Origin of the sequence: Escherichia sp. MOD1-EC6162, from assembly GCF_002965125.1 — a bacterium.
GTDB classification, from domain to species: domain Bacteria; phylum Pseudomonadota; class Gammaproteobacteria; order Enterobacterales; family Enterobacteriaceae; genus Escherichia; species Escherichia marmotae.
The window spans coordinates 1-21,994 of record NZ_PTSB01000045.1 but is presented as its reverse complement, the minus strand read 5'-3'; the positions used below and the strand labels follow the sequence as shown (position 1 = coordinate 21,994).

Genomic DNA, 21,994 nt, shown 5'->3' with positions numbered 1-21,994 from the left:
TTTCTGCATCCCGTATTGGGCACTATGATGCCGGAAATCTGCCAGGTTCCACACCTTCCCGATATTCTCCCCATCCATCACCGCGCTCCGGATTTGATGATTGGGGATGCGTTCATTACATTTACTGCGAAAGTTTGTTAATGGAAAGGAAGCCGCCAAAGTTGCCGACGTTATTGCGAAACTTACAGCCGCTCAGGCATTTGCTGCATTTATCCTTCGTGATATCGGACGTCGGCTGGTCATATTCATCCGCGACAGCCGGACCGTTATAACCGCACTCATCACCGCGATAGGTCCAGGTGCAGGTGTTGGCCAGCATGATACGTCCCGGAAAAACAGCGCCGTCCGTTTCCGTCGGCGTGGACAGTACAAAGGAGGCACTGACCGCGCTCAGTTCGCTGCACTGCTCGATGCGCCAGCGACTGATCACCTCCTGCTCCGGATCGGCGTCGCTGTTTCCGTTGACGAAGTTCACCGCATCCAGAAAACGGGCGTAAACCTTACGCCGGACCACCGTTCCGCCGACCAGACTCTGCAGATCTTCCGCCATACCGGTGACCATACCGTGCAGATTAGATACTTTCAGTGTTGGTCTGGCACTGGCTCCTTTGCCGTTCATCTCAAATCCGCTCCCCTGAATGGGATACGCCTGATACTGCCGCCCCTGCCAGGTGACTGACTCACCTTTTTCGTTCTGCTCATTACAGAAAAAATAACGCTCGCCACCGACTTCTGTCAGATCGACTTCCCAGAGCACGACCAGTGCGGATTGCTCCGCTTTTGTACACTCATTCAGTGTTTCCTGTTGTATATCCTGCATCAGTGAGTGACCTCTTCAAAGGTACAGTTAAAATCGGTATACATGGCATTATCCGAAGTACTCCACTCCCTGCAGACAACCCTGACAGTCCTGTTGTGTTTTGGCGGGCGCCACAAAAAAGCACGTATCCCGGCATGACGGGATAAAAAACTGTCCAGCGCAGCACGGGAATATTCATCTGTGACACGAAACACCGGTTTAAACGTTTTCAGATCCGCATTCAGACCACCAGCCCGCCGCTGTTCATATCCGTCACCGAACTTTACCGTAATAACAGATGGCTTTCGTGTCGTCTCCATCCCCTCGCGGGGGATCCAGTTAAAAACTTCAGGCTCAGGCACTGTATAATCCTCCGTCCCGACGTGATGACTGCATAATTGACACAACCCTGCTGTCGATCAGATCCACCAGCCCCCTGGCTGACTGTGTATCTATCTCGCCATTGCTCCCTTTATTCTGAATACTGATGTGATACACGGGAGAATAAACAAATCCCCCGCCACCATTCACATTGCCAATGGCTCTGACTCCAAGAGAGCCGTCCGCTGCCCGGGTCAGTGGCATGATAGCTTCAGGCCCGGCCTCGCCCATCAGCCCGGCACCTTTCGCAAAAGCAAAATACGTCGGGGTATCCACAATGGTGTTACTGTAAGCACTCAGATTTGCCGATGTATAAACACCACCTTTTGCGTTTGCCACTGCACCGGAAAGCCAGTCGCCAACACTACCAATCCATCCCCCCGCTCCCGACATTGTCCCGGAGAGTGATTTCAGCCCGTTAACAATTGCCGCGTTCATCAGGATTTTTGAAACTTCCTGAAGGATCGAACTCCCCCAGTTTCTCCAGTCCACAACGTTTCCGGCCAGTGCCTCAGAAATATTTGAAACCAGACCATCCATAGTGGAAACGACCGCATCTGCCGCTTGTGAAGCATAATCAGTGGCACTGTCTGCCCAGTTCGTCAGCCCCTCTTTGAGCCCGGCATTCCAGTTACTGCGTAAAGCATCGGCCTTTGCATAATAATCCTGCTGATCGTTGAGACGCTCCTCCAGATATTTTTCATTCAGCGTTTTTTCCTGTTTCCACAGGGCTTCTTCGATTTCTCCGGTCTGGTACTGTCTCAGCAACTCATTATTTTTCTGCTCAAACTCCTGTCGGATGTTCCACATTTCCTGAAGCCGCTCACGTATTCGTGTTCCGTCTCCATACCCTAACAACTGAGCCTCATTTGATGCCCTGACACTGGCGTTACTGTCCGCCAGGCTGCTTTCATAAGCAGCAATTTGCTCACGAATTTTTTTCTGGTCGATGAGTGCTGCATTCTGTAAAAGGGTTTGTTTCTGCGCTTCTGATAAGGTTGATAATTCGCCCTGACTGACCTGATATTTCATCTTAGCCAGTTCAGTATTCTGCCCTGCCAGTGCTATCTGTTCTTTTTGCTGTTTAATCAGCCGTTTATAAATATCTTCTGTTTTTTCCGCTTCGGTCTTTTTATGCGTTTTGGGTTTATTTGCCTGGTTATTTCGCCAGGCATCCAGTGAGTTATTGATATAATTCTGTCTGGCTGTCTGATACGCCTCTCCCACAAAGCCGAGATCATCCGCAGCATAGCCCAGTCGGGCACGCTCACGCGCTTCCCCCTTAAGGCGGGACAGAGCCAGTTCGCGCTTGCTGTTATTCAGTGCGGTCTGCTGTTTATCATCCAGGGTTGCCTGTGGTAGCCGTAACGGTACATTCACCAGCCCCTGTCGCTGCTGAAGTAATTCATTACCAAGCCCAAGAAGGCGATTAAACTCGGTATGCTGCCCATTCATGATCAACAGGGACTGATACGCTTTGTTTTGTTCCGCCGCCTGTTGACGGATCAACGCCACCCGTCGCTCCTCCAGCCCGGCAAGCACATCCTGAATAGATTGCGCTTTGCCCTGCATTTGAGTGAGACGGGATTGTTCAACTGCCAGTTGATTTGTTGCTTCGGCAAGCCCTTTAAGGATGATTTCAGCACCCGAACCACTCTGCGAACTTTCATCAAGCCAACGTTGATAATCAGCAATTTGATTTTTCAGTCCGCGAATTTTTCCTTCCTGTTCGCTAATCAGGCGATTTTGTTCCTCCAGTGCCTGCCGCGTCTTTTCCTCATTATCTGACGCTTCAGGAAGCGACATTGCCGACGTTTTCTGGCGAATTTCGTCGATTGTTGCGGCATACTGGCGTGCAGATTCTCTGGCCTGCTCCTGATTCTGATACATCGTGTACCAGGCCGCGGCCCCCAGCATGACAAGCCCCGGCACCCCACCAACCAGTCCCAGTGCTCCACTTAACAGACGACTTCCCACTGACGTGACAGTATTCAGCGTTGTCTGTGCTGCTGTTCTGGCCGCAATATTACGGGTAAGTGATGCCTGGGCAGCAGCCAGTTTCGCTTCTGCGGCTGCCTGCCTTTCGGTACCGCGAGCAGCAACAACCGCCTGTTGCGCACGATAAACCGCCGCACGCGCCCTGGCTGTTGCTATCTGTGTCCCCCGGAGCTGCGCTTCCGCAAGAGCCACTTCGTTTCTGGCTGCAGTAATTAATCCGGCAGTTGCAGATCCAGCAGAAGACGCCATATTGCCAAAATATCGGGCTACCCCGACGGCAACCAGAGCACCGGCAGCGGTTGCCACAGTGTCAATATTGCCTGCAATACCATTCAGCACACCGGAGAGCGTCTTCGTCACTCCGCTTGCCTCGTTCGCACCACCAACCCAGGCCATAAAGGCGTTTTCAACTTTGGTTGCAGAGGATGAAACCGTATCAGGCATTGCCGCATATTCATCACGTAATGCCCCAAGCTGACTAATCAGTGCAGGAACAACCTTATCGGCGGTCAACTTTCCGTTATCCGCCATGGCCTTCAGATCCTTACGGGCAACCCCCATTCCCGCAGCCAGCGCACGAATAACACGATCGCCGTTCTCATTCACCGAGTTAAACTCTTCACCGCGCAGCACTCCCTGCGCCAGTGCCTGACTGAACTGCGTGATCACCGAACTGGCTTCTGCTGTACTGGCACCGGATAATTTCAGGCCCGTGGAGATCGCCTCGGTGACTTTCAGTACCTCCTCAGAACTGTAACCATACTCCCGCATGGAAGCTGCAGAACGGGCAAAAAGGCTGGCGTTATCAGAAAACGCCGTCCCCGTTCTCTGGCTGATCGCCATTAATTCACGCTGTGATGCCTGAAAATCATCACTGGACTGTGAGGCCTGCTTCAGACGGGCATTTACTGAATTCCACTCATCGGCGAGAGAAATAAGATGACCGGTAGCAAAAGCCCCGGCAAATGCCCCCGCCATATTCAGTGCCGAAGATTTAGCTGTATTTATCTGATCCGTCACTTCTGCCAGTGCACGCCGCATTTCACGGGATGCAGCAGCGGACTGCCGGCCTCCGTTCTGCATGGTACGGTAGTAATCCTGCCCCATACGCGAAGCCCGGGAGATCTCTGACTGGAATGACCGGGAATTTGCCGAGATTTTAATAATCAGTTCACGTAATGTCGCCACACTCATTCTCCGGACGAAAAAAAAACCGCCGAAGCGGTTATGTTGACTCACTGAGACACTATTAAAAGCGCGTTTTCCAGTCCGGCAAATGGATCTGATACGCCTTCTGTCTGCTCCTTCTCCCACTGAAGAAGCGCATCATTCAGTGGCACTTTGACCCCCTGCGCACCGTAAACAGCTGAAACAATCTGGGCAGCCCGGATATCAGCCCGTTCGTCTCCCAGCGGGCTGAACCTGTCAAATTCTGCCCACATCATGATTTCTGATGCGGACATTTCCCGGCGTAACTCTGACAATGTGCGCCCCATCCTGAGCGCCAGCATCATCAGAAAACGCATCCCCGGAAGCGCTACTTTTTTTTAACCTCTCCGGCATCACTGATCAGTTCCAGAGACTGCCGAAGAAGCCGCGCATGCACCGGGCCATACACGGCAATCACCTGTTCACGATCATCCTCTGAAAATACAGGTTGCAGTCCGGTATCACACAGAACATCAATGAACAGTTCAACGTCCGCCTCCAGATTTCGGCGGGCACGCTCTGCAACAGATGGCGATGTATCATCTTCCCTGGCTTTAACGATCTCCTGCCAGCGCAACCAGGCTTCTGCAGAAGGTTCCCGTAATACAACCGTTGCTCCCTCCCATTCAGGCACATCAACGGTTTTATGGCGAAACCCCGACATCGTTGCCAGTGCCAGATTACGGATATTTTTAGTCATCACATCCATCCTCATTAACTGACGGTTACAGTGCAGGAAGTGGAGGTCACTTTGTTAACCGGGCTTGCTGAATCAGAAATCTCGCAGGTATACGCACCGGCATCACCAGATGCTGCTGATGCCTTACTGAACGTTGCCGCCGTCTGTCCGGAAACAGGAGAACTACCTTTCTTCCAGACATAAGAATAAGGCGGCACACCACCGGCAGCCTCAACCACCATTTCGAGTTTCGCTCCGGCAGAAACCTGCAGCGTGCTGTTTAAATCGACCTTCACTTTCAGCGGCTCTGTCGTCAGCACAGGTTTACCTTTCAGGCGCAGGGAAAACGTTGCAGCCACAACACCATTGGTTCCTGCAGACCAGGTATGCTGACGCACCTCTGCCATAAAGGTAAATCCGTTTCCTGACGGAAAAATAACTTTAAAGCCATACGTGGTGTCATTGTCATAGGCACTGCGCAACGCGTTCTGGGCAGCATTGAGGTAAAAGTTGCCTGACATGGAAATCTCTGACGCGGCACCAAGACCGTTAATATTTTCCTGCTCAACAGAACACAGCGTGGTGACATCAATATCCTGCTTTTGTCCTGCGGTAAACTGCACCTCTTTGATTGTACAGCTCAGGCCAAGATAGCTGGCAGAATCCAGGGTTTCTGCTGTTACCGGTGCAGACGAAATCATAATTTTCGTCAGTTGCGAACGCTCAAAATTAGAGGACATACTCGTCTCCTGAAAATAAAAAACCCGCCAGCGGCGGGTGGGTAAAATCATTAACGACCTCAGGCTATTACCTGAAATTCAAGCGTGGCTCTGCTCAGACGGGAGTCAGGATCATAACCCTGCGTTTTAGAAATAACGGAAGGTGCCAGTTTCCTTACTGCATCAAGCGCCTGCTCACGAATATCATCTGCGTCATCAGGTACCGTCGCCCAGACATCGATCTGCACGACAATTCTGGATTCAGCCTGACCATCAAGCACATCAGACGCCGTGTCAGACACCACAGAAAACACCAGCCACGGCGGAGATACCGCAGGCTTTCCCTCCGTCAGCGGGACCACATAAGGATATACCTGTCCTCCGGCCAGCTGAGACAGCAGGGAATACAGTGTGGCCTCCCTCATTTACTTAAGACCTCATCAATAGCCTGATTCATTCGCTGTATGGCAACCTGCGCCGCCAGCTCCTCTGTCGTATCGAAAGCCGGGCGAATGAATGGATGCGCGGGCATGTTTATCGTTCCCAGCTCCACAAAGCGCCAGTAAAACGCATTTCGGGGATCGCTGGCTTTCATGCTGTCATCACTGTTTCCGGTTCGCAGGTTCCGTCCGCGAATGTGGACACCCGAGATAATTTCCCCCCGACGCTTTGAACGCTGAGTGAGAACAACCACATTTTTCTTCAGTTTCCCGGTTCGCTCCGGCGCACGTTCAACAACTGCATCCCGCATAACTTCAGCACCGGCACGGGTGGCATCGCGCAGAACCTTATTGTTTTCTGCCCTGCTGAGCGTCTCCAGATCCCGTGCAATATCCGCCAGGCCGGAAAAATCAAGACTGAAATCCATCACACATTCCCCTTCAGGCTGCAGAGTATTTCAAGCCGGGTGGCGCGTGCATCCGGTATTGGTGGACCTTCTATACCCAGAATGGCCCCTTTAAATGCACCGGTCAGCACTTTCAGACGTGAAGTCGCTGTCACATCGCGCCGGAATCTCATCCAGACTCTGACCGTAGCCTGAGCGGTTTCTGCTCCGCCTGAGATTATCTCCCTCCCGCTGATACCCTTAACTTCTGCCCATACGGTAGCTCCCTCCGTCACCGTCTCCACCGGATGCCCTGACGGAGAGCGGGCGGTGGTGACATTCAGAATAGTTACGCGATCACGTAATCTGCCCGCCTGCATGGTTCCTCCTACAAAGGAATAAAACGATAAGGCTCCAGCAGAGAAGAAAAACCAAACGGGACTGGTGCCTTGCTGACATCTGAGGAATTTTCCCGGTTTTCGTACCAGTGTCCGACCAGCAACATGAGCGCCAGCAAAACATCATCAGCTATAAGCACCCCGTCAGGATCACCTTCCGGCACCGTCTCCTCATAAAGCTTACGGTTGATAAAATTTTCTGCCTTGCGGCAGGCAGCCCGGAAATACAGCATCAGTAACTCATCATCAGTTGCATCATCTGTATCAATACGGCACTGCGCCCTGAGTTTTTCCACTATTGCTGCCATCAGAAACTCCTGCCCGCAACACTGTGCGGGCATAAAAAACCGCATTACGCCGCGGCTTTCTGGCGGGTTGCGGCCCCAATTTTCATCAGCTTAATCGCCTGAGAATCCACCAGCATACCGCCGGTTCGCTTGGTGGTATAAAAGCCCACAAACGGTTTGTTGGTGTACGGGTCACGCAGGATACGGGTACCGATGCGATCAACAATGGTATAGCCGCGTTTGAAGTTACCAAACGCAATGGCTTTTGCATCGGCAGCAATATCCGGCATCTGCTCATTCTCAACGATGCCATACCCCGCCAGTGAAGAAGGCTGACCCAGCTCAATGCCCGGACGCCACAGATAATTTCCGTCGTTATCCTTCAGCAGGCGAATGGCAAACAGGCTGCTGTTATTCATCATGAACTTCGCGCCGCTACGGTGCGCCTTGCGCAGGGTGTAAATCAGTTTAATGATCGCATCAGCGGTCACGCCAGAAGCCGAACCGGAAGCGATGTGCTGAAGTTTGCCAAACGCACGGGTCTTGTCATCTTCATCGGTGGACTCATAAGCCAGAAAACCTTTTGGTTTTTTGCTGCCGTCGCCACTGGTAAAGGCAATTTCTTCCTGTTCGGCAAATTCCAGCGCCAGTTCACTGTTGATCCAGTCTTCCACATTGAAAAAAGCATCATCGAGCATTTTCTGGGTAGCCTGCGGGTTGCCGTAGATTTCCCCCATAAAAGGTTCAATCAGCCCCAGTTTTGAGGTGGCGGTTTCCGGACGCGTATCCGTTTCCCCCACCCATCCGGACTTAGTGCCGCCCAGATTCACCAGTTTTTTATAATCCGAGCCACCGAGGGTGATCACAGTGGCTTCCTGGCGCATCACCACCTCATCTTTCAGCAGCGTCAGGATGGTACGATCCAGTTCTTCCGGAATGGCATAACCACCATCTTCATCATTACCTACCTGAAGCGCCTTACGTTCAAGTTCACGCAGACCGTCTTCACGCCCCTTGCGCATAAATCCGATAAACGCTTCTTTGTGTTCACCGGCAACTTTATTTTGCGTGCCGCCTGCCGGACGCTTGATGTCTGCCAGCTCTTTTTCCAGGTCGCTTTTCAGGTTCTCCAGCTCGCTGATTTGCCCGTTCAGGCTTTCCACCTGTTCGGCCAGCTTGCTTTTTTCCTGTTCGATCGCGTCAATGCGCTTGTCGTTTTTTGCCTTAAAATCGTCAAACTTCTGCTGCAAATCCTGCGCGACCTGTTCAACGTCTTTAATATCAACAGCCATTATTTACTCCTGGTTAAAATTTAAGATTTTTCAATGCATTCAGTGCGGCATCCACATCCTCAGCATTACGCAGGGATAAAGCGCCGTATCCCCCGGCCATGAATGCTTTGGCCTGGGTTCGCGAAAGTCCAACATCGCGCAGGACCCGCTCAATGATTTTCTGATCAGGGATCTCCCCACGCGCCAGCGCATTTTTCACATCGCTGATGCGAGCCTCATCATTGGAAGGAAACGTCACCAGACTGACCTCCCACAGGTCGATCTCTTTCAGCAGGAATACCCCTTTTTCACGGTCGTACTCCCAGTCTTTCAGGATGTAGCCAATAGAAAGGCCGGTTAAAGAACCGGCCTTCATATGGGCATGTGCACGTTTTGCCAGGGGATCATCATCAATGAGTAATCGTCCCCTGACATAAAGCCCGACATCATCTTCTTTCATTTCGGTGTACACACCGATGGGCTCATCTATGCGGTGCTGCCAGAGCAACGCAGGCAGCGCCTTTTTTTCGCTCCATTTCTGGAGTGTTGTGGTAAAGGCTCCGGGGACCACCACATCATCGTGGCTGTCCTTAACACCAAAAACAGAACCGTAACCTTCAAATTCCCCGGAATCACTGACGGATTTCAGGTTCAGCGGTATATCAAGACGCTGTTTTGTCTGCATCTCCACTCTCCTTTTTCTTACCGTTGTCATCGCCAGCAGAGGGACTGGTGGTCATGTTCATCGGTGTCAGATACACATCACCGCCCGGTCGGGGATTCATATCTTCCAGATCACGGCAGTCATTAGGGGAATAAATCCCCCAGTTGATCCCCGTGGCATACGCTTCAAAGCGGGATTTCATGTCACCACGCAACAACGCCCCGGCATTAAATTTGGCGTAAAATTTTCCCTTTTTACTCTCCCTCACCAGCCCTGTATTGATCCGCTGTTCAATACGGGTCAGATACGGCACAAGGGAATAGTTAATGAAGCCAAGCCCCAGCTCTTCAATATTGTTGAAGGTGGCGCGGTCAGTGTTCTGCACCATATGCAGTGGCACGCGGAAAAGACGACAGATTTCTTCCAACTGAAACTTGCGGGTTTCCAGGAACTGGCTGTCCTCGGCATTCAGTGCCACCGGCTTCCAGTCCAGCCCCATTTCCAGAATCATCGGACGGTGCGCATTACCCAGCCCAAGATGACGCTCCTCAAAATCCCTCTTCATGCGCTCATAAGCATCCGGCGTGAGCTTTTGTTCCGTACGCAACACACCGGATGTCACAGCACCGTTACCAAACAACCTGGCGCCGTGCTCCTCGGTTGCCGCTGCCAGTGAAATGGCCTCACGCGCATACGCAATGGGATTCAGCCCGACCAGTCCGTCCAGCGTCAGAGTACGCACATGCCAGATTTCATCCTGGGTCAGCACATCCACGGAACCATCCGGAAACGTCACCTGATAAACCGGCTGCCACTGACAGTTCAGCTTCGGCTCCACACAACCCGGATCTATCGGAAGAAGCTCCACCACTTCTCCCAGCGCCTTCACCTTGTAAGCGTAAAAATTCCCCCGCAAACACAGGCAGACAATGACCAGTTCCCAGAATTCCTGCGGTGTCATGTAGCCATTGGGTTTTGCCGAAATCAGCTTATGCAGTCGTTCATCCACCGCCCGTGTTTTAAGGGTGCCGGTGATTTTGTAGAGGCTACAGGGCAGCATACCAACAGACTCCGCCAGCACTCTGACGCAGGAATACACCGCCGTCAGCCGCATGGCCCGCTGACTGCTGATCCGCTTTCCGGTATAGGTGTCGTATGACAATCCCAACTCTTCCGCAAGCATCCCGGGTGTTGTAACGGGAGTGTTATTTTTGCGTTGAAAAAGCCCCTGGAAAAACATTACTCACCTCCGGAGGCGACCCGCTGACCGCGATCGAGATAACGCGCAACCAGCCACGACCAGCACAGACACAGCGCCCCGGCAACAACAAAACCCGACGGGGGATAAATCAGCCAGGCACCATACGACAGCAAAAGCGCCCCCAGCACACCCACCAGTGGCGTGAGAATTATCAGAAACATAATGCCCTCGGTTAAAGCGAGCGGATACCAACACTAATCAGGTGTTCAGACAGATCCGGCTCCGGTTCACCGCCATTGACCAGCATCCGGCTCATTGCTGTAAACATCGCAACAGGACCGTCGATTTTGGCTTCCGGCGTGGATTTATTCGGGAAAATATTGTCGTTTTTGTCCGGTTTCACCGTAACGTTAGACATCATCCAGTTCATGACCGGATGATTGCTGTGATGGAAACGCCCGGCATAGACCAGTGATTCCGTTTCCTTCATGGCCTCTGACAGATTGCGGACCGTCTGCGGAACTTCCACCAGCGGTATCCCTTCTTCAGCCAGCGCCAGACTGAACTGCATTGCGCTCCACGGGTCAAATCCCAGTTCCCTCAGGTTTTCACCGCCAATCCATTCCAGTAGGTCACTTTTTATCTGAGCATGATCGATAACATCACCATCCGTCAGGATGAGCTTATCCATCTCCGCCCACTTCCGGTAAAGTTCTGCCTGCTGCCGTGAACACCGATCCAGTCGCCCTTCCGGAAGCCAGAATTTAAAATCGGCATGAACATGCCCGTTATCGGTTCGCCAGAGTTTTGCCGCCGCGCAGATATCAATCTTATGAGCAAGGTCGACACCGACCCACATGGGATACGTTTTCAGCTCATGCTGTGGAGCAATATATTCGCACTTCTCCCACTTAATCATGTCCATCCAGGCCGATTCGGCAGTGACCCACACATTCATGTGTTTGGTGAAAAAATTCACCCGCGCCGAGACCTGCTCCTTCGCTTTTTTCGCCAGACGACGCAGATCATCCCAGCGTTTACAGATGCCCAGGCCCGGATTCGCTTTCTGCCAGACCGTTTCATCAAACGGATCATCTCCCTCATCGAGCGTGTAAATAATCGCAAAGTAGGAGTCATCTTTTACCGCGCCCTCCACGTCACTGTTATAGCCTCGCAATACCTTGATGGCGTAATCGCGTTGCTCGTAACAAATCCCTTCCTTGTTAAAGCCCGCCGTGGTGATACCAAATAACAGGGACTGCAGACGGGCACCGGTTGCCGTTTCCAGAACGTCCCACACGTCACGGGTTTTATGAGCATGCAGCTCATCAATAATGGCGCAGTGGATGTTCAGACCGTCCAGGTTGTTTGCATCCGAGGAAAGCGGTTCAAATTTTGATGCGCTCTGCTCCTGGTAAATCGCCAGCTTGTTGAAATCAAACAACCGCCCGAGTGTCGACCGGGCTTTTCTGACCATATTTTTGGCGTCTTCAAACACAATTCTGGCCTGGTCACGCGTGGTTGCGGCTGAATACACCTCAGCCCCGCCTTCACCATCTGCCCCCGTCATATACAGACCGATACCCGATGACAGGGTTGATTTTGCGTTTTTACGGGCAACTTCGTTGTACGCCGTCCGGAACCGGCGCACCATCACCGGGCGTCCGCTGCCATCGCTGCGCATGACAACTTCCCCGGTCTCTTCATTCACCAGCGGAATGACAAAACCAAAAATATTAATGAGGATAAATACATGCCAGTCCATCAATTCAATGGGCTGGCCTGCCAGCGCCCCTTTCACATGAGGCACAAATTTGTAGAAATTCAGGATGTGCTGCGCACGGGGTTCACTAAAATAAATCCCCCGCTCTTCGCCATACTTCAGATCATCAAGAAAACGCTGGCAGGCCAGACGGACAAATTCGCCAGCGACTATTTCTCCTGCAACAACACGTTCGGCGTAGCGGATCCCGTCAGCCACTTTTGCCATCAGTCTCTCGCTTTTAAAAGCTCTGCCAGCGGATCAACATCATCCGGTCCGGCGGTATTTACTTTCGCCCGGCTTGCCGGTGACATACCAAATTCTGCAAGCATCGCCCGGATCCGCTTCCAGGCATCCGCTTTCATCGCAGCAGCCGGGTGTGCCTTAATCAGCACATCACCGTTCTGCGTTTCCGTGCGGTAGGTGTACCCCTCAACATCGAGTGTTTCGCAGTGATGCCGGTATTCGGTGTAGGCTTCCACCAGTAACTCGAGTGCACGCGCATCAAGCTGAGAAATGATCCCTTCCGCATTCAGTTCTTCCGCCATTCGCCTGAACCAGTACTTCCCCTGCGCCCCTAAATGTTGCGGAATTTTAGGGAGACCTTTTTCATCCTTTTTAGCGGCTTTTTTGGGGTCTTTAACGGGGCGCTTTGAGGGGTTGCCTCGTATCAAATGCAGGCGTGGCGGGGTTTTCGGGGGTCCTGACATAATCGGTTTTACCTATCAATCATTTAATCACATTCCAAAAAAAAGTTTTCGAACCTGCGGCGATGCGAGGAAAGGTCAGGCGGCGGTACTGAACAGCCAGGGTTGCAGAGATTTGACCCGCCCCTCCCCTGCAGATGGGAGCTGTTATCAATTGATGCGTTCGCGCGCTGTTTTTGCTTTATGGCAGGGCCAGCACAGACTCTGCAGGTTACTGTCTGCATCTGTGCCACCATGAGCTTTCGGAATGATGTGGTCCACAGTTCTGGCTTCAACGGCTCTCCCATTGCGCAGGCAGTTTTGACACAGATGATTATCACGCTTCAGTATGCGCGCACGTATGGCATCCCATTTCGAGCCATAGCCACGCTGGTGGCGACTCAGTCCGCGTTGATGCTGTACCCATCCTTCGCCACGATGTTTATCGCAGTAACCAGAACTGTCTGTGGTTGTACCTGCACATCCACGCTTACGGCAGGCACGTGGGATTAGTGATGGCATAAATACCTCATACCCTGCGAAATGTTTACCACGATAAAAAGGCTACTTAATGCACTGAGTGCGGATATACTCCTGTGCCCCTTCCAGTTGCATCTGCATCGTCATCAGCCGCTCTCTGAGGGTGAAATAATCCCGTTCAGCGGTGTCTGCCAGTCGGGGGATGGTTGCATTATCCACGCTGGTGGGTCCGGTGGATTCACGCACGGCTGCGTAGCAACTGGCATTGACCCGCAGGCGCTTACGACCAGCGGCAACATCAGCGCGCAGAGTTTCATTTTCAGCTTTCGCATTAGCTAATTCTCTCGAGTACTTTGCATCGAGCGCAGCAACATCACGCTGACGCTGCTGCATGTCAGCGATGGTGGCGTTCGCCAACTTCAACTCTCTGGCGTTTTTGTCGCGCTGCTCTTTGTAAGCGATGGCGTTATCACGGTAATGATTAACAGCCCACGACAGGCAGACGATGATGCAGATAACCAGAGCGGAGGTAATCGCGGTTACTCTGCTCATTGTTGCCCCCACAAACAGACTTCACGCTCAATCTCACGGCGAGTCATGAGACCTTTCCATTGCTTACCACCAGCGTATGTCCAGCGACGTAGTTGATCACATGCACCTTTGATATCGCCCTGGTTGATTTTGCGAAGAAGCGTCGATGTTCTGAAATTGCCAGCACCCACGTTATAGACGAACGAGTAAAGAGCGCCGCGCATTGTTTCCGGTATATCGACTTTGATGTACGGGTTAATTTGTCTGGCGACCGTGGCAAGGTCTTTATTCAGGAGGGCTTTGCATTCTGCTTCGGTATACGTTTTACCGAGCATGATGTCTTTTCCGGTGTGTCCGTGACATACAGTCCATACACCAACAATATCTTTGTATGGTATGTAACTGACACCTTCCAGACCATCGTTACCACTTGGTCCAGTGATTAACACAGATGCTATAGCAATAGCCCCGCCACCAATAGCCGTAGCAACGGCTTTTCGTAATGATGGAGGCATTATTCACCTCTCGCAGCCTTTCGTCTGTCTTCTCTGATTTTGAAATACAGATTTGTCAGATAAGTGAGAAAACCCAACACAAGGCTTCCAAGCACTCCAATTGCAGCCCACTGTGACGGACTGACCTGATCCAACCACTGCAAAAACCAGTATCCCGCACTACCAGCGGATGTTCCGTAGGCAATGCCAGTTGAGATTTTGTCCATTGATTTCATAGCAACGCCTCCGCAAGTAACGGATTGCGTAGTTCTTATATTGGGAATGGGAAAAAGAAGGCCGCAGCATAACTATCACTGATGAATTCAGGACAGCCAGTGGCTACGGCTCAGTTTGGGTTGTGCTGTTGCTGGGCGGCGATGACGCCTGTACGCATTTGTTGATCCGGTTCTACTTCCGGCATTCGCTTAATTCAGCACAACGGAAAGAGCACTGCGCGGCACCTTTCACCAATTCCGCGAGGTCTGCGGGTTCAGTGCTCTTACCTGTTGTGCAGACAAAAAAACCCGCACGGCGGCGGGTTGTAAAAATTCTTCTAACGTCAGGCATAAAACGCCCATCGTTAGGGCGAATTTACCACAGATTCCGGAAAAATCAACCTTGTTATCTGGTTACCTTTTTTAACTGCCGCTCCGCCCATGCCTCTTCAATGTCAAACCGAACCACCAGAGTGTCATAGAATTGCTTAACCGTTTTTTCCCATGACGCGCGTGTTATCTGATTTGTCACCTCACATATGGCATTAAATGCCTCCGTCGACGGCAGTCTTTCATAGCCACGACCGCCACAACGCTGGCAGTCCCTGATAAAAGGCATGCCCCGTTTTTCTGACTCTTCACGATGAATGGCTACACCACGCCCACGGCAATCCTTACAGGCGGTGGAGACCTCACCCTTTCCCCCGCATTCAGGACAGGCAACTTTTACCACTTCCCGGACTTTTTTCCATTCTTCCCAGTAAGACGGATACACGCCTTTTGTACACTTTGCCCATACTGGCGGCTTGCCATCCGGATACTGGACCTTGTTTGTAAAAACTACGCTTTCAATAAATTTTTTCCCGCCGCAACAAGGGCACTGTTTTTTACTAGCTGCACTGCGGGCATAATCCTCAAAAGCGTACGAAGCCATAATGCGCATCACTGCCGGTTTTATTTCTGCCGGAAGTTTTCTCAACGCCGCCACGCGATCGCACTGACTTAATGCATAATCTGCCAGTAATTCTGTTGCCCGCGCCCTGTCATTCATACTAATGCCCATTTTCCCCAGGAACGCAGAAAATCCCATCTCAGCACGGTTTTGTGTCATACCCTGCGCAGCCATCACATCAGTGATACTCAGCGTATCTTTTGACGTCGAGACGGATGCATCAGTCAGGCCAGGCGATTTTGGGGAGTAGTATTTCGGTAAATCTTCCAGCTTCATTTATTGACCTGCCCGTCATGCATTATTTCGTAAATTTTCACGCCCAGTCGACCACCAGGAACGAGCTGACCGCGCACTATATTGATTTCGTCAAACTGCTCATCGTCGATAAGCAGTCCTGCATGTGTCAGTGCATCCAGTGGTGCCTTCAGGATATTGTCCAGGTCGCGGCGGCGCTTATCCGGTGGCTCTGCAATAATCCTGATTGCCAATCTACCGGACAGATTTAATTTCAGTCGCTGCTGGCGAACAATAAGCGCCACATCCCGGCGATAACGCTCACCGGCTTTTGATACAAAATATACGCCACCACGACGGCGCCAGTAGGTGTTCACCGACGGCGGGTAAGGCAAAACAAATTCTATGCGCTCAGTCATTTATGCTTTCCACTTCAGGACACCCGAATTTCTCGCGTGCATTAAAAAACGAATCAGCAACAACAGCTGGCTGCCGTGTTTTTCTTCAAAATCTTTTACCCCGGCGTGCAGTTCGTTATGACATTTACGGCACAGCGGAATAACAAACAAATCATCAGCCTTTGTTCCCATCCCTCCCAGTCCATGACCAATGATGTGATGCGGATCATCTGCCTGATTACCGCACGTCATGCATTTCTGCGTTTTTACCCAGCGCGTGTATACAGGCATCTCTTCCCGTTGTGGTTTCTGGCGCTGGAGATACTGAGCCGGTGACTCCGGATCAACAGCAATGCTGACCACCGTCTTTTCCTGTGGCGGGTTTTGCTGGTGGGCGTGAGGCAGCGGCGCAAGATTTTTTGTGCGCTGCTTCAGTATGCTGGTGGCGGTCTGCTCTCCCGGTACGATGTCGCTTTCGCGGTACAAGGAGCGGATTTTTTCCGCACGTAACCCCAAAGAACGACGTAATACTGCCTCCGGAAGCGCGTCCGCCACTTGATTGCAGACCGCCCACCAGGATAATTCAGCCAGCGATAACTCCCGCTCCTGCGTGCCATTCATTGCATGGCGTATGACGTCAATCATCCATGCTGACAGGTTTTGATGAGCAAGTTGCTCGAGTGATTCGGATGTCTGGTCACGCAGCTGGTTGTCGCAGTGCCAGCACAACACCATCGCGCCAGCGCCATAACGGTGAATGACGGTTTCACTGTGGTGATAATCGCCGTATGGCCACTGGCAGGATTTAACATGGCGCAGTAACCAGTCAGACAATGCGCCAGCGCCACCAGCAGCACGAATCACTCGTTCGTCGCTGAAAAATGGCAGTAATGATTTATCCTCCGCCAGCGGCTGGCGAACGGCAGGAACGACCCCGGACGGCAGATTACGCATGCTTTTTGGCTCCGGTTCCACCAGCACTCGAGGATTATGAAATACCTGCATGGATTCACGGCCCGGCTTTAGCACCACCAGCCCAAGTTCCGGTACCGGAACAGGTCGAAGTAATACCCGCACGTTACCTCCAGATGCGTTGCTGGAATGTGCGGGATGGACGCGGCGGGCGTTCGGAATAAGGGAGCCTGACGTAGATTATCCAGTGACGGTAGTCGAGGCTAAGGGCTTTCTTAAACTCATACCCACGTCTGCGGTAGTTATGAATCAGCCATTCGGCCTGTTCTTCAGTGCAGGGATCGTGCTGATACCAGTCATATTTGAATGCGTGAGAACGCAGCCCGTGCCTGCTGGCAAGGTCGGTATCAGAATTGTGATGTTTGGTATTGTGCGCCATCGGTTGTCTCTGCTGGCGCAGCAGGTGCCAGTTGTTCAGGCTGGCGTGCGTATTGTAAACCAGAATGCCAGAAAAAAACAAAACCCGCCGAAGCGGGTATGCTAAAACAAACTGAAGGTAATATGCCGGACTTGTAAAGGAACGATAGAATAATTATCGGATTAAATCCTGACTCAATCCATAGGGTTTACAGCGTTTTCACTAATAATTTACCGTCCCGCTATACATTACTGCCCAGTTTTAACGAAGTTTTTAAAGGAAACAATTGCCTGATAGGGGTTTGGTTGACAGCCAAACATATTATCGCAAAAAGGCTTGATGAAAATTCTTGCAGATCCATCTTCATTTGGCATTTTACTCACTTGATAAGCGAGGAATGGGCTATTTGGTGAAGGGTTATAAGTGGAAATTAGCGTGTCTGTCGCCGTTTGAATTTTCCATGAGGAATTATTAGCCAACCAGAATTGCGCTCGTTTCCAATAAAAGTCACATTGCTTTTCATCTTTACATGTTAGTGGTTTCATTGCTTCTGCTTTCAACGCAGGATCGATCTTTGCTGCACACCCTCCCAACATTACTGTTGCAATCATTACACCTGCAACTAAAACAAGTTTCTTCATCTCCCTGCCCCCATCAGTAAAAGTTCGGTTCTCTGATAATAGAGTTAATCAACGGAAAAACGCCGAAGCGGGTTAAGTGTGGGTGCATTGAGGATGCCTGACACATCAGAGGTGGCGAGGGATTTCTCCCCCGCCTGGTCTCTTACTCCTCAGGTTCGTAAGCTGTGAAGACAGCGACCTCCGTCTGGCCGGTTCGGATTCGTACCTCGCAGAGGTCTTTCCTCGTTACCAGTGCCGTCACTATGACGGTTAAACAGATGACGATCAGGGCGATTAGCATCGCCTTTTGCTGCTTCATAGCCTGCTTCTCCTTGCCTTTCGGCACGTAAGAGGCTAACCTAGATTTGCCGTTCATAGATTGAGCCTCAGATTAATGTTAAGCGTCTTGCAGGACGCGTAATGTTAACTGGGGCTTTTCTCTATCTGCCTTTGGTGTTCATGCCTGAGACAGATAGCCTCAAGCACCCGCAGCCATTCTACTTAACTCCCGTTACCTCGCCAATATGAAATCAGTCAGAAAGGCGATCCATAAGAACAACAGCAAGGCAATAAATTGCCATTACAGCAGCAATAGCCAGCGCACATTTGAGAACCAGCACCACAACCTCCTGTATTGGACGTACACCAGTCCTGATAAATATGAGGCTGTCTCGTCAGTGATTCAATACAACTATTGGGTATAGTTTCTGTGATTTTGTTCTGTAGAAATGGAACATAATAACCTGTCACCACCAGCACTTCTTTAAATACGCCAAGTCCGACGCAAGCTAACCTTCTAGCCCGCTTTGAGCGAAGAACGGACTGAGTAATTCAGGCCGTTAGCGACACTATGACATCATTAGCAACCAACCAGGAGTTGGTAATAGATGAGTTAATTAATTGATTAAAAACCGACGATTTTACTAGATTACGGGAAGAAGAAAGGCCGCTGGTACGGCCTCCCAGAGACTAGTCTATTGTTATGCTTAGAAACGCTTTTCTATCTCTTTTTCTCTTTCGTTTATTGCATCGTCAATGATTTTTTTTGCTGAATTAATTTGTGGTGTTTTTTCTGGTAATACATCTTCAAGATCTTTGGCAATTTTCTTTAATTTATCGATTTCTTTAGTTAAATCAGTTACAGATTTATCCGCTATTGACTTTGTCATTTTTCCATATTCCATTCAATTTATTTATCAATCAGTTACCCGTAAACCTTATCATGGATTCCAATTATCGACAGCTGGGATTTTTACTTTCTTGATCTGCCCCAGGCGAATGACATATCCCCATTAACCAATGTCCGCTCCTAGCACTTAGTAGACATTAATAGATTGTAAGCGTTCCCGTCATGTAGCGGTCACCGATTGGTGACGAATTGAAGCGGATCATTGATGAAAGTCGCAATAACGTGGCCAGCCCATTTATCGTTCACCAGATCCCGGAACGGCAGGTTAAACGCAGCAAAGAAGTTTCTCATCCCACTCAAGTTGCACCAGACTATTTGAGTCGGTCGTTTTCAGCTACGCGTGACAAGCTGGGTTTATATGACAAACGGCCGATGGATGAAAGGCCAACCTTTCACGAAATTCGCGCCTTAGCAGCACATCTTTTTGATCAGCAGGGCATCGATCCACAAGGACGAATGGCACACAGCGATGCGAAATCAACTAAAATCTACACGCAAAACCATATCGACTGGGTTGTAGTTCCACATGGAGAAATTAAAGCCAGCTAGCACCAAGTAAGGCATAGAATTTTATTAACCAAGGAGCATATGACCAGTAATTAATTCTTACCGGAAAGTTAGCCCTGCTAAAATTAATATTAACAAATAAAAAAATAGGGGCAAATATTTATATTTGCCCTCGCAACATATTTATCTTCTTTTCAGTTCCTTGGGAAGAAAAGCATCTATTTCTTCTTCAGAAAATGTTAAATCTTCTTTGTTTTTTAATGCGTCCTGTGCTTTTTTATAAGCTTCAAATGTTGTACTAGGAGAGCCTGAATACACTGAATGTAAACTCTCGAGTAACGAATCCCGCTCTGACTGCAATTGCTCGATTGGTTTTTCACCCATTGCTAAGTCTGTAAGCAATGATAAATACTTTTCTCGGATTAACCAGATCTCATTTGCAGCCTGCTTATGTTTTTGCGCCAACTCACCAAGGTCATAATCTTTGGTATAAGCGTTAAGAATGAGAAGCAGTGTTGAAACAACAATCCCAACCCCCGTGCCTACTTCACCCGCGCCGAAAAAAGTTGCTAGAAAGCCTCCAGTAGTTAAGGCGGAGAGAATTATTTGCCAAAACTTTATAGAAGATAGTCGAGATAGGAGAATGTCTGAGCATTTTTCATGCGTCTTATGTGAGTAAACGACCCGACCATAACACTCTCTGATCTGCCCTTCTAAAACCCTTCTAGATTCAGGTGTATCCTTAGTCTGGAAATGTTGATCCATAAATCTCCCGCCATTTTTGCTTAGCCGACCATTCGCGTTTTGGGGTCGCCATTTCATGCTCTATAGCTTCGAGTGAAATGTTATAGCACCGTTTTGCTTTATATTGGAAAAGCCCTTTACCATAGACATACTGACCACTTCCTGGCGCTTTCCAATACTCCTTACTCGTATCTTGATCAGCCATCCATTTGAAGAAATCACGACTCATGAAATCGTAGTAAAGATACGACTTATCTCTATGCGCCCAATTTTCAATGAATTGATACGCAAGCGTATCAATGAGTAAACCACTTATAGGTACATCCCATTTACGCTTCCAAGCTCTTGCCATTCTACAAAGTTGCACCAAATTGTTATTGGTAATGTTATTTCTTAACCTCATTGCAGAAATTTCTGGCTTTGGATTTGTAATCCTCCAACGGCCACCACCGTTCGCATCAGGAAATGTGTAACTATCACTAACATTGAGGAAAGCTGGAACGACTTCAAATGTAATTCCATCATTGAACGGTACAAGGATCACTTGACCGTCACCTCTAATACTAGTGGTAGCATAGGTTTTTTCAATAGATCTCTTAACCGCTTGAAGCAATGCTGACTGCCCATTTCCTAAGTAGCTATTGTATTTTTGATACTCGGAATATGGTAGCTGAAAAATCATATCCAGATCGCTCAAGCCTTGCGTAGCTGTGTTCCGACCATATGATCCAACGTAGAGACTATGAGAAGTATCAGAACTGCTATCCCAAAAATCCGTATTTAAACGCTTCGTTATATTCCTATATCTAGTTGAAATTGTTCCACCATCTTTTACAGTCAGATTGGAGCAAAATCCGCAAAACCACTCAGCTAAACCCATGCTCAATTCCTTTTCTAAAATCTAATGAAAAATTCAAGGGCGTATGTTCCATGCATCATTGATAACTTTTTTCAGTCAGCTGGAGCAACATAATTGATACTAACTAGCTGTTTCTTCAAGTGAGTAACCTACTTTAGCATCAAGGTATTATACCTACCAAGCATGGGGAGAAACCACCACTTAAGCCATTGAAGTATATAGAGCAGATTTTGTTGAAAAAGCACTGTTTGTTTATACATATGAATAGTGCTTTTAACCAGCAATAGCGCGGCTCTCAGCGTTTTACAAGCAGTGTCATGGGGTGTCGGGGATCGGAAGTTCAAATCCTCTCGTGCCGACCAAAAAGATTATATAAACCAGCCTGTTATTGCTGGTTTTTTATGCCTACCTTCCTGGTAGGGAAGCTATGGGGAATTTATATGAACGCATCCCGTTTTGCACAGCTTCCATTGTTTTGACATTGACGGTAGGTTGCAGCTTTATATCCGGCTTTATTGCAGCCATAAAGCTGCGAGCCCCTATGTAATTCGCTGACTCACA

The 21,994-nt window shown here is 49.9% G+C and carries 29 protein-coding genes and 1 pseudogene; 1 reads left to right on the top strand and 29 read right to left on the bottom strand.

Features of this window, described 5'->3' with window-relative positions; translation table 11 throughout:
• Positions 1 to 121 precede the first annotated feature (121 nt).
• The 27 genes from A9587_RS23015 to A9587_RS22880 all read right to left on the bottom strand — a co-directional run bounded on the left by A9587_RS23015 (position 122) and on the right by A9587_RS22880 (position 19,303).
• On the bottom strand, positions 122 to 820 hold the full coding sequence (locus A9587_RS23015) for a phage minor tail protein L (RefSeq protein WP_021555261.1): 699 nt from the start codon (positions 818 to 820) through the stop codon (positions 122 to 124).
• Positions 820 to 1,161: a phage tail protein gene (locus A9587_RS23010; RefSeq protein WP_105263281.1), complete on the bottom strand. Its 342-nt coding sequence runs from the start codon at positions 1,159 to 1,161 to the stop codon at positions 820 to 822. Before A9587_RS23010 ends, A9587_RS23015 begins: the two co-directional genes overlap by 1 nt.
• Positions 1,154 to 4,366: a phage tail tape measure protein gene (locus A9587_RS23005; protein ID WP_105263280.1), complete on the bottom strand. Its 3,213-nt coding sequence runs from the start codon at positions 4,364 to 4,366 to the stop codon at positions 1,154 to 1,156. Before A9587_RS23005 ends, A9587_RS23010 begins: the two co-directional genes overlap by 8 nt.
• Positions 4,367 to 4,413: 47 nt before the next feature.
• Positions 4,414 to 4,692 (bottom strand): phage tail assembly protein T, encoded by a 279-nt coding sequence (locus A9587_RS23000; RefSeq protein WP_000978930.1) that lies wholly within the window; start codon positions 4,690 to 4,692, stop codon positions 4,414 to 4,416.
• 23 nt (positions 4,693 to 4,715) lie between these two features.
• A complete protein-coding gene (locus A9587_RS22995) occupies positions 4,716 to 5,087 on the bottom strand; it encodes a phage tail assembly chaperone (protein WP_016231754.1) in 372 nt (123 codons plus the stop codon).
• A 14-nt stretch (positions 5,088 to 5,101) separates the two neighbouring features.
• A complete protein-coding gene (locus A9587_RS22990) occupies positions 5,102 to 5,806 on the bottom strand; it encodes a hypothetical protein (protein WP_000097533.1) in 705 nt (234 codons plus the stop codon).
• A gap of 59 nt (positions 5,807 to 5,865) precedes the next feature.
• Entirely contained in the window at positions 5,866 to 6,210 is a 345-nt protein-coding gene (gene gp17, locus A9587_RS22985) for a tail completion protein gp17 (RefSeq protein WP_021555259.1), read from the bottom strand.
• Entirely contained in the window at positions 6,207 to 6,653 is a 447-nt protein-coding gene (locus A9587_RS22980; protein ID WP_021555258.1) for an HK97-gp10 family putative phage morphogenesis protein, read from the bottom strand. The genes gp17 and A9587_RS22980 overlap by 4 nt, the downstream gene beginning before the upstream one ends.
• On the bottom strand, positions 6,653 to 6,991 hold the full coding sequence (locus A9587_RS22975; protein ID WP_021555257.1) for a phage head closure protein: 339 nt from the start codon (positions 6,989 to 6,991) through the stop codon (positions 6,653 to 6,655). Before A9587_RS22975 ends, A9587_RS22980 begins: the two co-directional genes overlap by 1 nt.
• A gap of 8 nt (positions 6,992 to 6,999) precedes the next feature.
• Entirely contained in the window at positions 7,000 to 7,317 is a 318-nt protein-coding gene (locus A9587_RS22970) for a head-tail connector protein (protein WP_021555256.1), read from the bottom strand.
• 44 nt (positions 7,318 to 7,361) lie between these two features.
• Positions 7,362 to 8,588: a phage major capsid protein gene (locus A9587_RS22965; protein WP_021555255.1), complete on the bottom strand. Its 1,227-nt coding sequence runs from the start codon at positions 8,586 to 8,588 to the stop codon at positions 7,362 to 7,364.
• A 13-nt stretch (positions 8,589 to 8,601) separates the two neighbouring features.
• Entirely contained in the window at positions 8,602 to 9,252 is a 651-nt protein-coding gene (locus A9587_RS22960; RefSeq protein WP_123057474.1) for an HK97 family phage prohead protease, read from the bottom strand.
• Positions 9,230 to 10,471 carry a phage portal protein gene (locus tag A9587_RS22955; RefSeq protein ID WP_021555253.1) on the bottom strand — a complete coding sequence of 414 codons (1,242 nt, stop codon included), beginning with the start codon at positions 10,469 to 10,471 and terminating at the stop codon, positions 9,230 to 9,232. Before A9587_RS22955 ends, A9587_RS22960 begins: the two co-directional genes overlap by 23 nt.
• On the bottom strand, positions 10,471 to 10,653 hold the full coding sequence (locus tag A9587_RS22950) for a hypothetical protein (RefSeq protein WP_021555252.1): 183 nt from the start codon (positions 10,651 to 10,653) through the stop codon (positions 10,471 to 10,473). Before A9587_RS22950 ends, A9587_RS22955 begins: the two co-directional genes overlap by 1 nt.
• An 11-nt stretch (positions 10,654 to 10,664) precedes the next feature.
• Positions 10,665 to 12,422: a terminase large subunit gene (locus tag A9587_RS22945; RefSeq protein ID WP_021555251.1), complete on the bottom strand. Its 1,758-nt coding sequence runs from the start codon at positions 12,420 to 12,422 to the stop codon at positions 10,665 to 10,667.
• Positions 12,422 to 12,904 carry a phage terminase small subunit P27 family gene (locus A9587_RS22940; RefSeq protein WP_105263278.1) on the bottom strand — a complete coding sequence of 161 codons (483 nt, stop codon included), beginning with the start codon at positions 12,902 to 12,904 and terminating at the stop codon, positions 12,422 to 12,424. Before A9587_RS22940 ends, A9587_RS22945 begins: the two co-directional genes overlap by 1 nt.
• Positions 12,905 to 13,051: 147 nt before the next feature.
• Positions 13,052 to 13,402 carry an HNH endonuclease gene (locus A9587_RS22935; protein WP_001139555.1) on the bottom strand — a complete coding sequence of 117 codons (351 nt, stop codon included), beginning with the start codon at positions 13,400 to 13,402 and terminating at the stop codon, positions 13,052 to 13,054.
• Positions 13,403 to 13,444: 42 nt separating this feature from the next.
• Positions 13,445 to 13,912, bottom strand: coding sequence for a lysis protein (locus tag A9587_RS25740; protein WP_105263277.1), 468 nt, complete (start codon positions 13,910 to 13,912; stop codon positions 13,445 to 13,447).
• Positions 13,909 to 14,406 carry a lysozyme RrrD gene (gene rrrD, locus A9587_RS22925; protein WP_105263276.1) on the bottom strand — a complete coding sequence of 166 codons (498 nt, stop codon included), beginning with the start codon at positions 14,404 to 14,406 and terminating at the stop codon, positions 13,909 to 13,911. The genes A9587_RS25740 and rrrD overlap by 4 nt, the downstream gene beginning before the upstream one ends.
• Positions 14,406 to 14,621 (bottom strand): class II holin family protein, encoded by a 216-nt coding sequence (locus tag A9587_RS22920; protein WP_000839574.1) that lies wholly within the window; start codon positions 14,619 to 14,621, stop codon positions 14,406 to 14,408. Before A9587_RS22920 ends, rrrD begins: the two co-directional genes overlap by 1 nt.
• Before the next feature lie 385 nt (positions 14,622 to 15,006).
• Positions 15,007 to 15,828, bottom strand: coding sequence for an antitermination protein (locus A9587_RS22915; protein WP_105263275.1), 822 nt, complete (start codon positions 15,826 to 15,828; stop codon positions 15,007 to 15,009).
• Positions 15,825 to 16,205 (bottom strand): RusA family crossover junction endodeoxyribonuclease, encoded by a 381-nt coding sequence (locus A9587_RS22910; protein ID WP_053898848.1) that lies wholly within the window; start codon positions 16,203 to 16,205, stop codon positions 15,825 to 15,827. The genes A9587_RS22915 and A9587_RS22910 overlap by 4 nt, the downstream gene beginning before the upstream one ends.
• The gene (locus tag A9587_RS22905; protein WP_105263274.1) at positions 16,206 to 17,261 is read right to left on the bottom strand and encodes a DUF968 domain-containing protein; all 1,056 of its coding nucleotides are present in this window, start codon (positions 17,259 to 17,261) and stop codon (positions 16,206 to 16,208) included.
• Position 17,262: 1 nt separating this feature from the next.
• Positions 17,263 to 17,535: a hypothetical protein gene (locus A9587_RS22900; RefSeq protein ID WP_047089133.1), complete on the bottom strand. Its 273-nt coding sequence runs from the start codon at positions 17,533 to 17,535 to the stop codon at positions 17,263 to 17,265.
• Between the two features lie 227 nt (positions 17,536 to 17,762).
• Positions 17,763 to 18,155, bottom strand: coding sequence for a hypothetical protein (locus A9587_RS22895; RefSeq protein ID WP_032176181.1), 393 nt, complete (start codon positions 18,153 to 18,155; stop codon positions 17,763 to 17,765).
• Positions 18,156 to 18,297: 142 nt separating this feature from the next.
• Positions 18,298 to 18,453: a type I toxin-antitoxin system toxin HokD gene (gene hokD / locus A9587_RS22890; protein WP_000813254.1), complete on the bottom strand. Its 156-nt coding sequence runs from the start codon at positions 18,451 to 18,453 to the stop codon at positions 18,298 to 18,300.
• 667 nt (positions 18,454 to 19,120) lie between these two features.
• Positions 19,121 to 19,303, bottom strand: a complete 183-nt coding sequence (locus A9587_RS22880) for a hypothetical protein (protein WP_000167380.1) — start codon at positions 19,301 to 19,303, stop codon at positions 19,121 to 19,123.
• Between the two features lie 169 nt (positions 19,304 to 19,472).
• Here A9587_RS22880 and A9587_RS22875 point away from each other — a divergent pair.
• A pseudogene (locus A9587_RS22875) lies at positions 19,473 to 19,872 on the top strand (recombinase); the annotation flags it as partial.
• A gap of 141 nt (positions 19,873 to 20,013) precedes the next feature.
• Here the strand turns inward: A9587_RS22875 and A9587_RS22870 are convergent.
• Positions 20,014 to 20,595 carry an SLATT domain-containing protein gene (locus A9587_RS22870; RefSeq protein ID WP_000371964.1) on the bottom strand — a complete coding sequence of 194 codons (582 nt, stop codon included), beginning with the start codon at positions 20,593 to 20,595 and terminating at the stop codon, positions 20,014 to 20,016.
• Positions 20,573 to 21,454 carry an SMODS domain-containing nucleotidyltransferase gene (locus A9587_RS22865; protein WP_000521772.1) on the bottom strand — a complete coding sequence of 294 codons (882 nt, stop codon included), beginning with the start codon at positions 21,452 to 21,454 and terminating at the stop codon, positions 20,573 to 20,575. Before A9587_RS22865 ends, A9587_RS22870 begins: the two co-directional genes overlap by 23 nt.
• Positions 21,455 to 21,994: the final 540 nt, after the last annotated feature.

Coding starts and splice junctions, on each gene's coding strand:
- A9587_RS25740 (WP_105263277.1), bottom strand. CDS start 13,912: ATGAGCAGAGTAACCGCGATTACCTCCGCTCTGGTTATCTGCATCATC.
- A9587_RS22975 (WP_021555257.1), bottom strand. CDS start 6,991: ATGCAGGCGGGCAGATTACGTGATCGCGTAACTATTCTGAATGTCACC.
- A9587_RS22920 (WP_000839574.1), bottom strand. CDS start 14,621: ATGAAATCAATGGACAAAATCTCAACTGGCATTGCCTACGGAACATCC.
- A9587_RS22940 (WP_105263278.1), bottom strand. CDS start 12,904: ATGTCAGGACCCCCGAAAACCCCGCCACGCCTGCATTTGATACGAGGC.
- A9587_RS23000 (WP_000978930.1), bottom strand. CDS start 4,692: ATGATGCTGGCGCTCAGGATGGGGCGCACATTGTCAGAGTTACGCCGG.
- A9587_RS23015 (WP_021555261.1), bottom strand. CDS start 820: ATGCAGGATATACAACAGGAAACACTGAATGAGTGTACAAAAGCGGAG.
- A9587_RS22980 (WP_021555258.1), bottom strand. CDS start 6,653: ATGGATTTCAGTCTTGATTTTTCCGGCCTGGCGGATATTGCACGGGAT.
- A9587_RS22955 (WP_021555253.1), bottom strand. CDS start 10,471: ATGTTTTTCCAGGGGCTTTTTCAACGCAAAAATAACACTCCCGTTACA.
- A9587_RS22950 (WP_021555252.1), bottom strand. CDS start 10,653: ATGTTTCTGATAATTCTCACGCCACTGGTGGGTGTGCTGGGGGCGCTT.
- A9587_RS22960 (WP_123057474.1), bottom strand. CDS start 9,252: ATGCAGACAAAACAGCGTCTTGATATACCGCTGAACCTGAAATCCGTC.
- A9587_RS22970 (WP_021555256.1), bottom strand. CDS start 7,317: ATGGCAGCAATAGTGGAAAAACTCAGGGCGCAGTGCCGTATTGATACA.
- A9587_RS22865 (WP_000521772.1), bottom strand. CDS start 21,454: ATGGGTTTAGCTGAGTGGTTTTGCGGATTTTGCTCCAATCTGACTGTA.
- A9587_RS22870 (WP_000371964.1), bottom strand. CDS start 20,595: ATGGATCAACATTTCCAGACTAAGGATACACCTGAATCTAGAAGGGTT.
- A9587_RS22915 (WP_105263275.1), bottom strand. CDS start 15,828: ATGAAGCTGGAAGATTTACCGAAATACTACTCCCCAAAATCGCCTGGC.
- A9587_RS22910 (WP_053898848.1), bottom strand. CDS start 16,205: ATGACTGAGCGCATAGAATTTGTTTTGCCTTACCCGCCGTCGGTGAAC.
- hokD (WP_000813254.1), bottom strand. CDS start 18,453: ATGAAGCAGCAAAAGGCGATGCTAATCGCCCTGATCGTCATCTGTTTA.
- A9587_RS22895 (WP_032176181.1), bottom strand. CDS start 18,155: ATGAAGAAACTTGTTTTAGTTGCAGGTGTAATGATTGCAACAGTAATG.
- A9587_RS22880 (WP_000167380.1), bottom strand. CDS start 19,303: ATGACAAAGTCAATAGCGGATAAATCTGTAACTGATTTAACTAAAGAA.
- rrrD (WP_105263276.1), bottom strand. CDS start 14,406: ATGCCTCCATCATTACGAAAAGCCGTTGCTACGGCTATTGGTGGCGGG.
- A9587_RS22965 (WP_021555255.1), bottom strand. CDS start 8,588: ATGGCTGTTGATATTAAAGACGTTGAACAGGTCGCGCAGGATTTGCAG.
- A9587_RS22945 (WP_021555251.1), bottom strand. CDS start 12,422: ATGGCAAAAGTGGCTGACGGGATCCGCTACGCCGAACGTGTTGTTGCA.
- A9587_RS22935 (WP_001139555.1), bottom strand. CDS start 13,402: ATGCCATCACTAATCCCACGTGCCTGCCGTAAGCGTGGATGTGCAGGT.
- A9587_RS22995 (WP_016231754.1), bottom strand. CDS start 5,087: ATGACTAAAAATATCCGTAATCTGGCACTGGCAACGATGTCGGGGTTT.
- A9587_RS22990 (WP_000097533.1), bottom strand. CDS start 5,806: ATGTCCTCTAATTTTGAGCGTTCGCAACTGACGAAAATTATGATTTCG.
- gp17 (WP_021555259.1), bottom strand. CDS start 6,210: ATGAGGGAGGCCACACTGTATTCCCTGCTGTCTCAGCTGGCCGGAGGA.
- A9587_RS22900 (WP_047089133.1), bottom strand. CDS start 17,535: ATGGCGCACAATACCAAACATCACAATTCTGATACCGACCTTGCCAGC.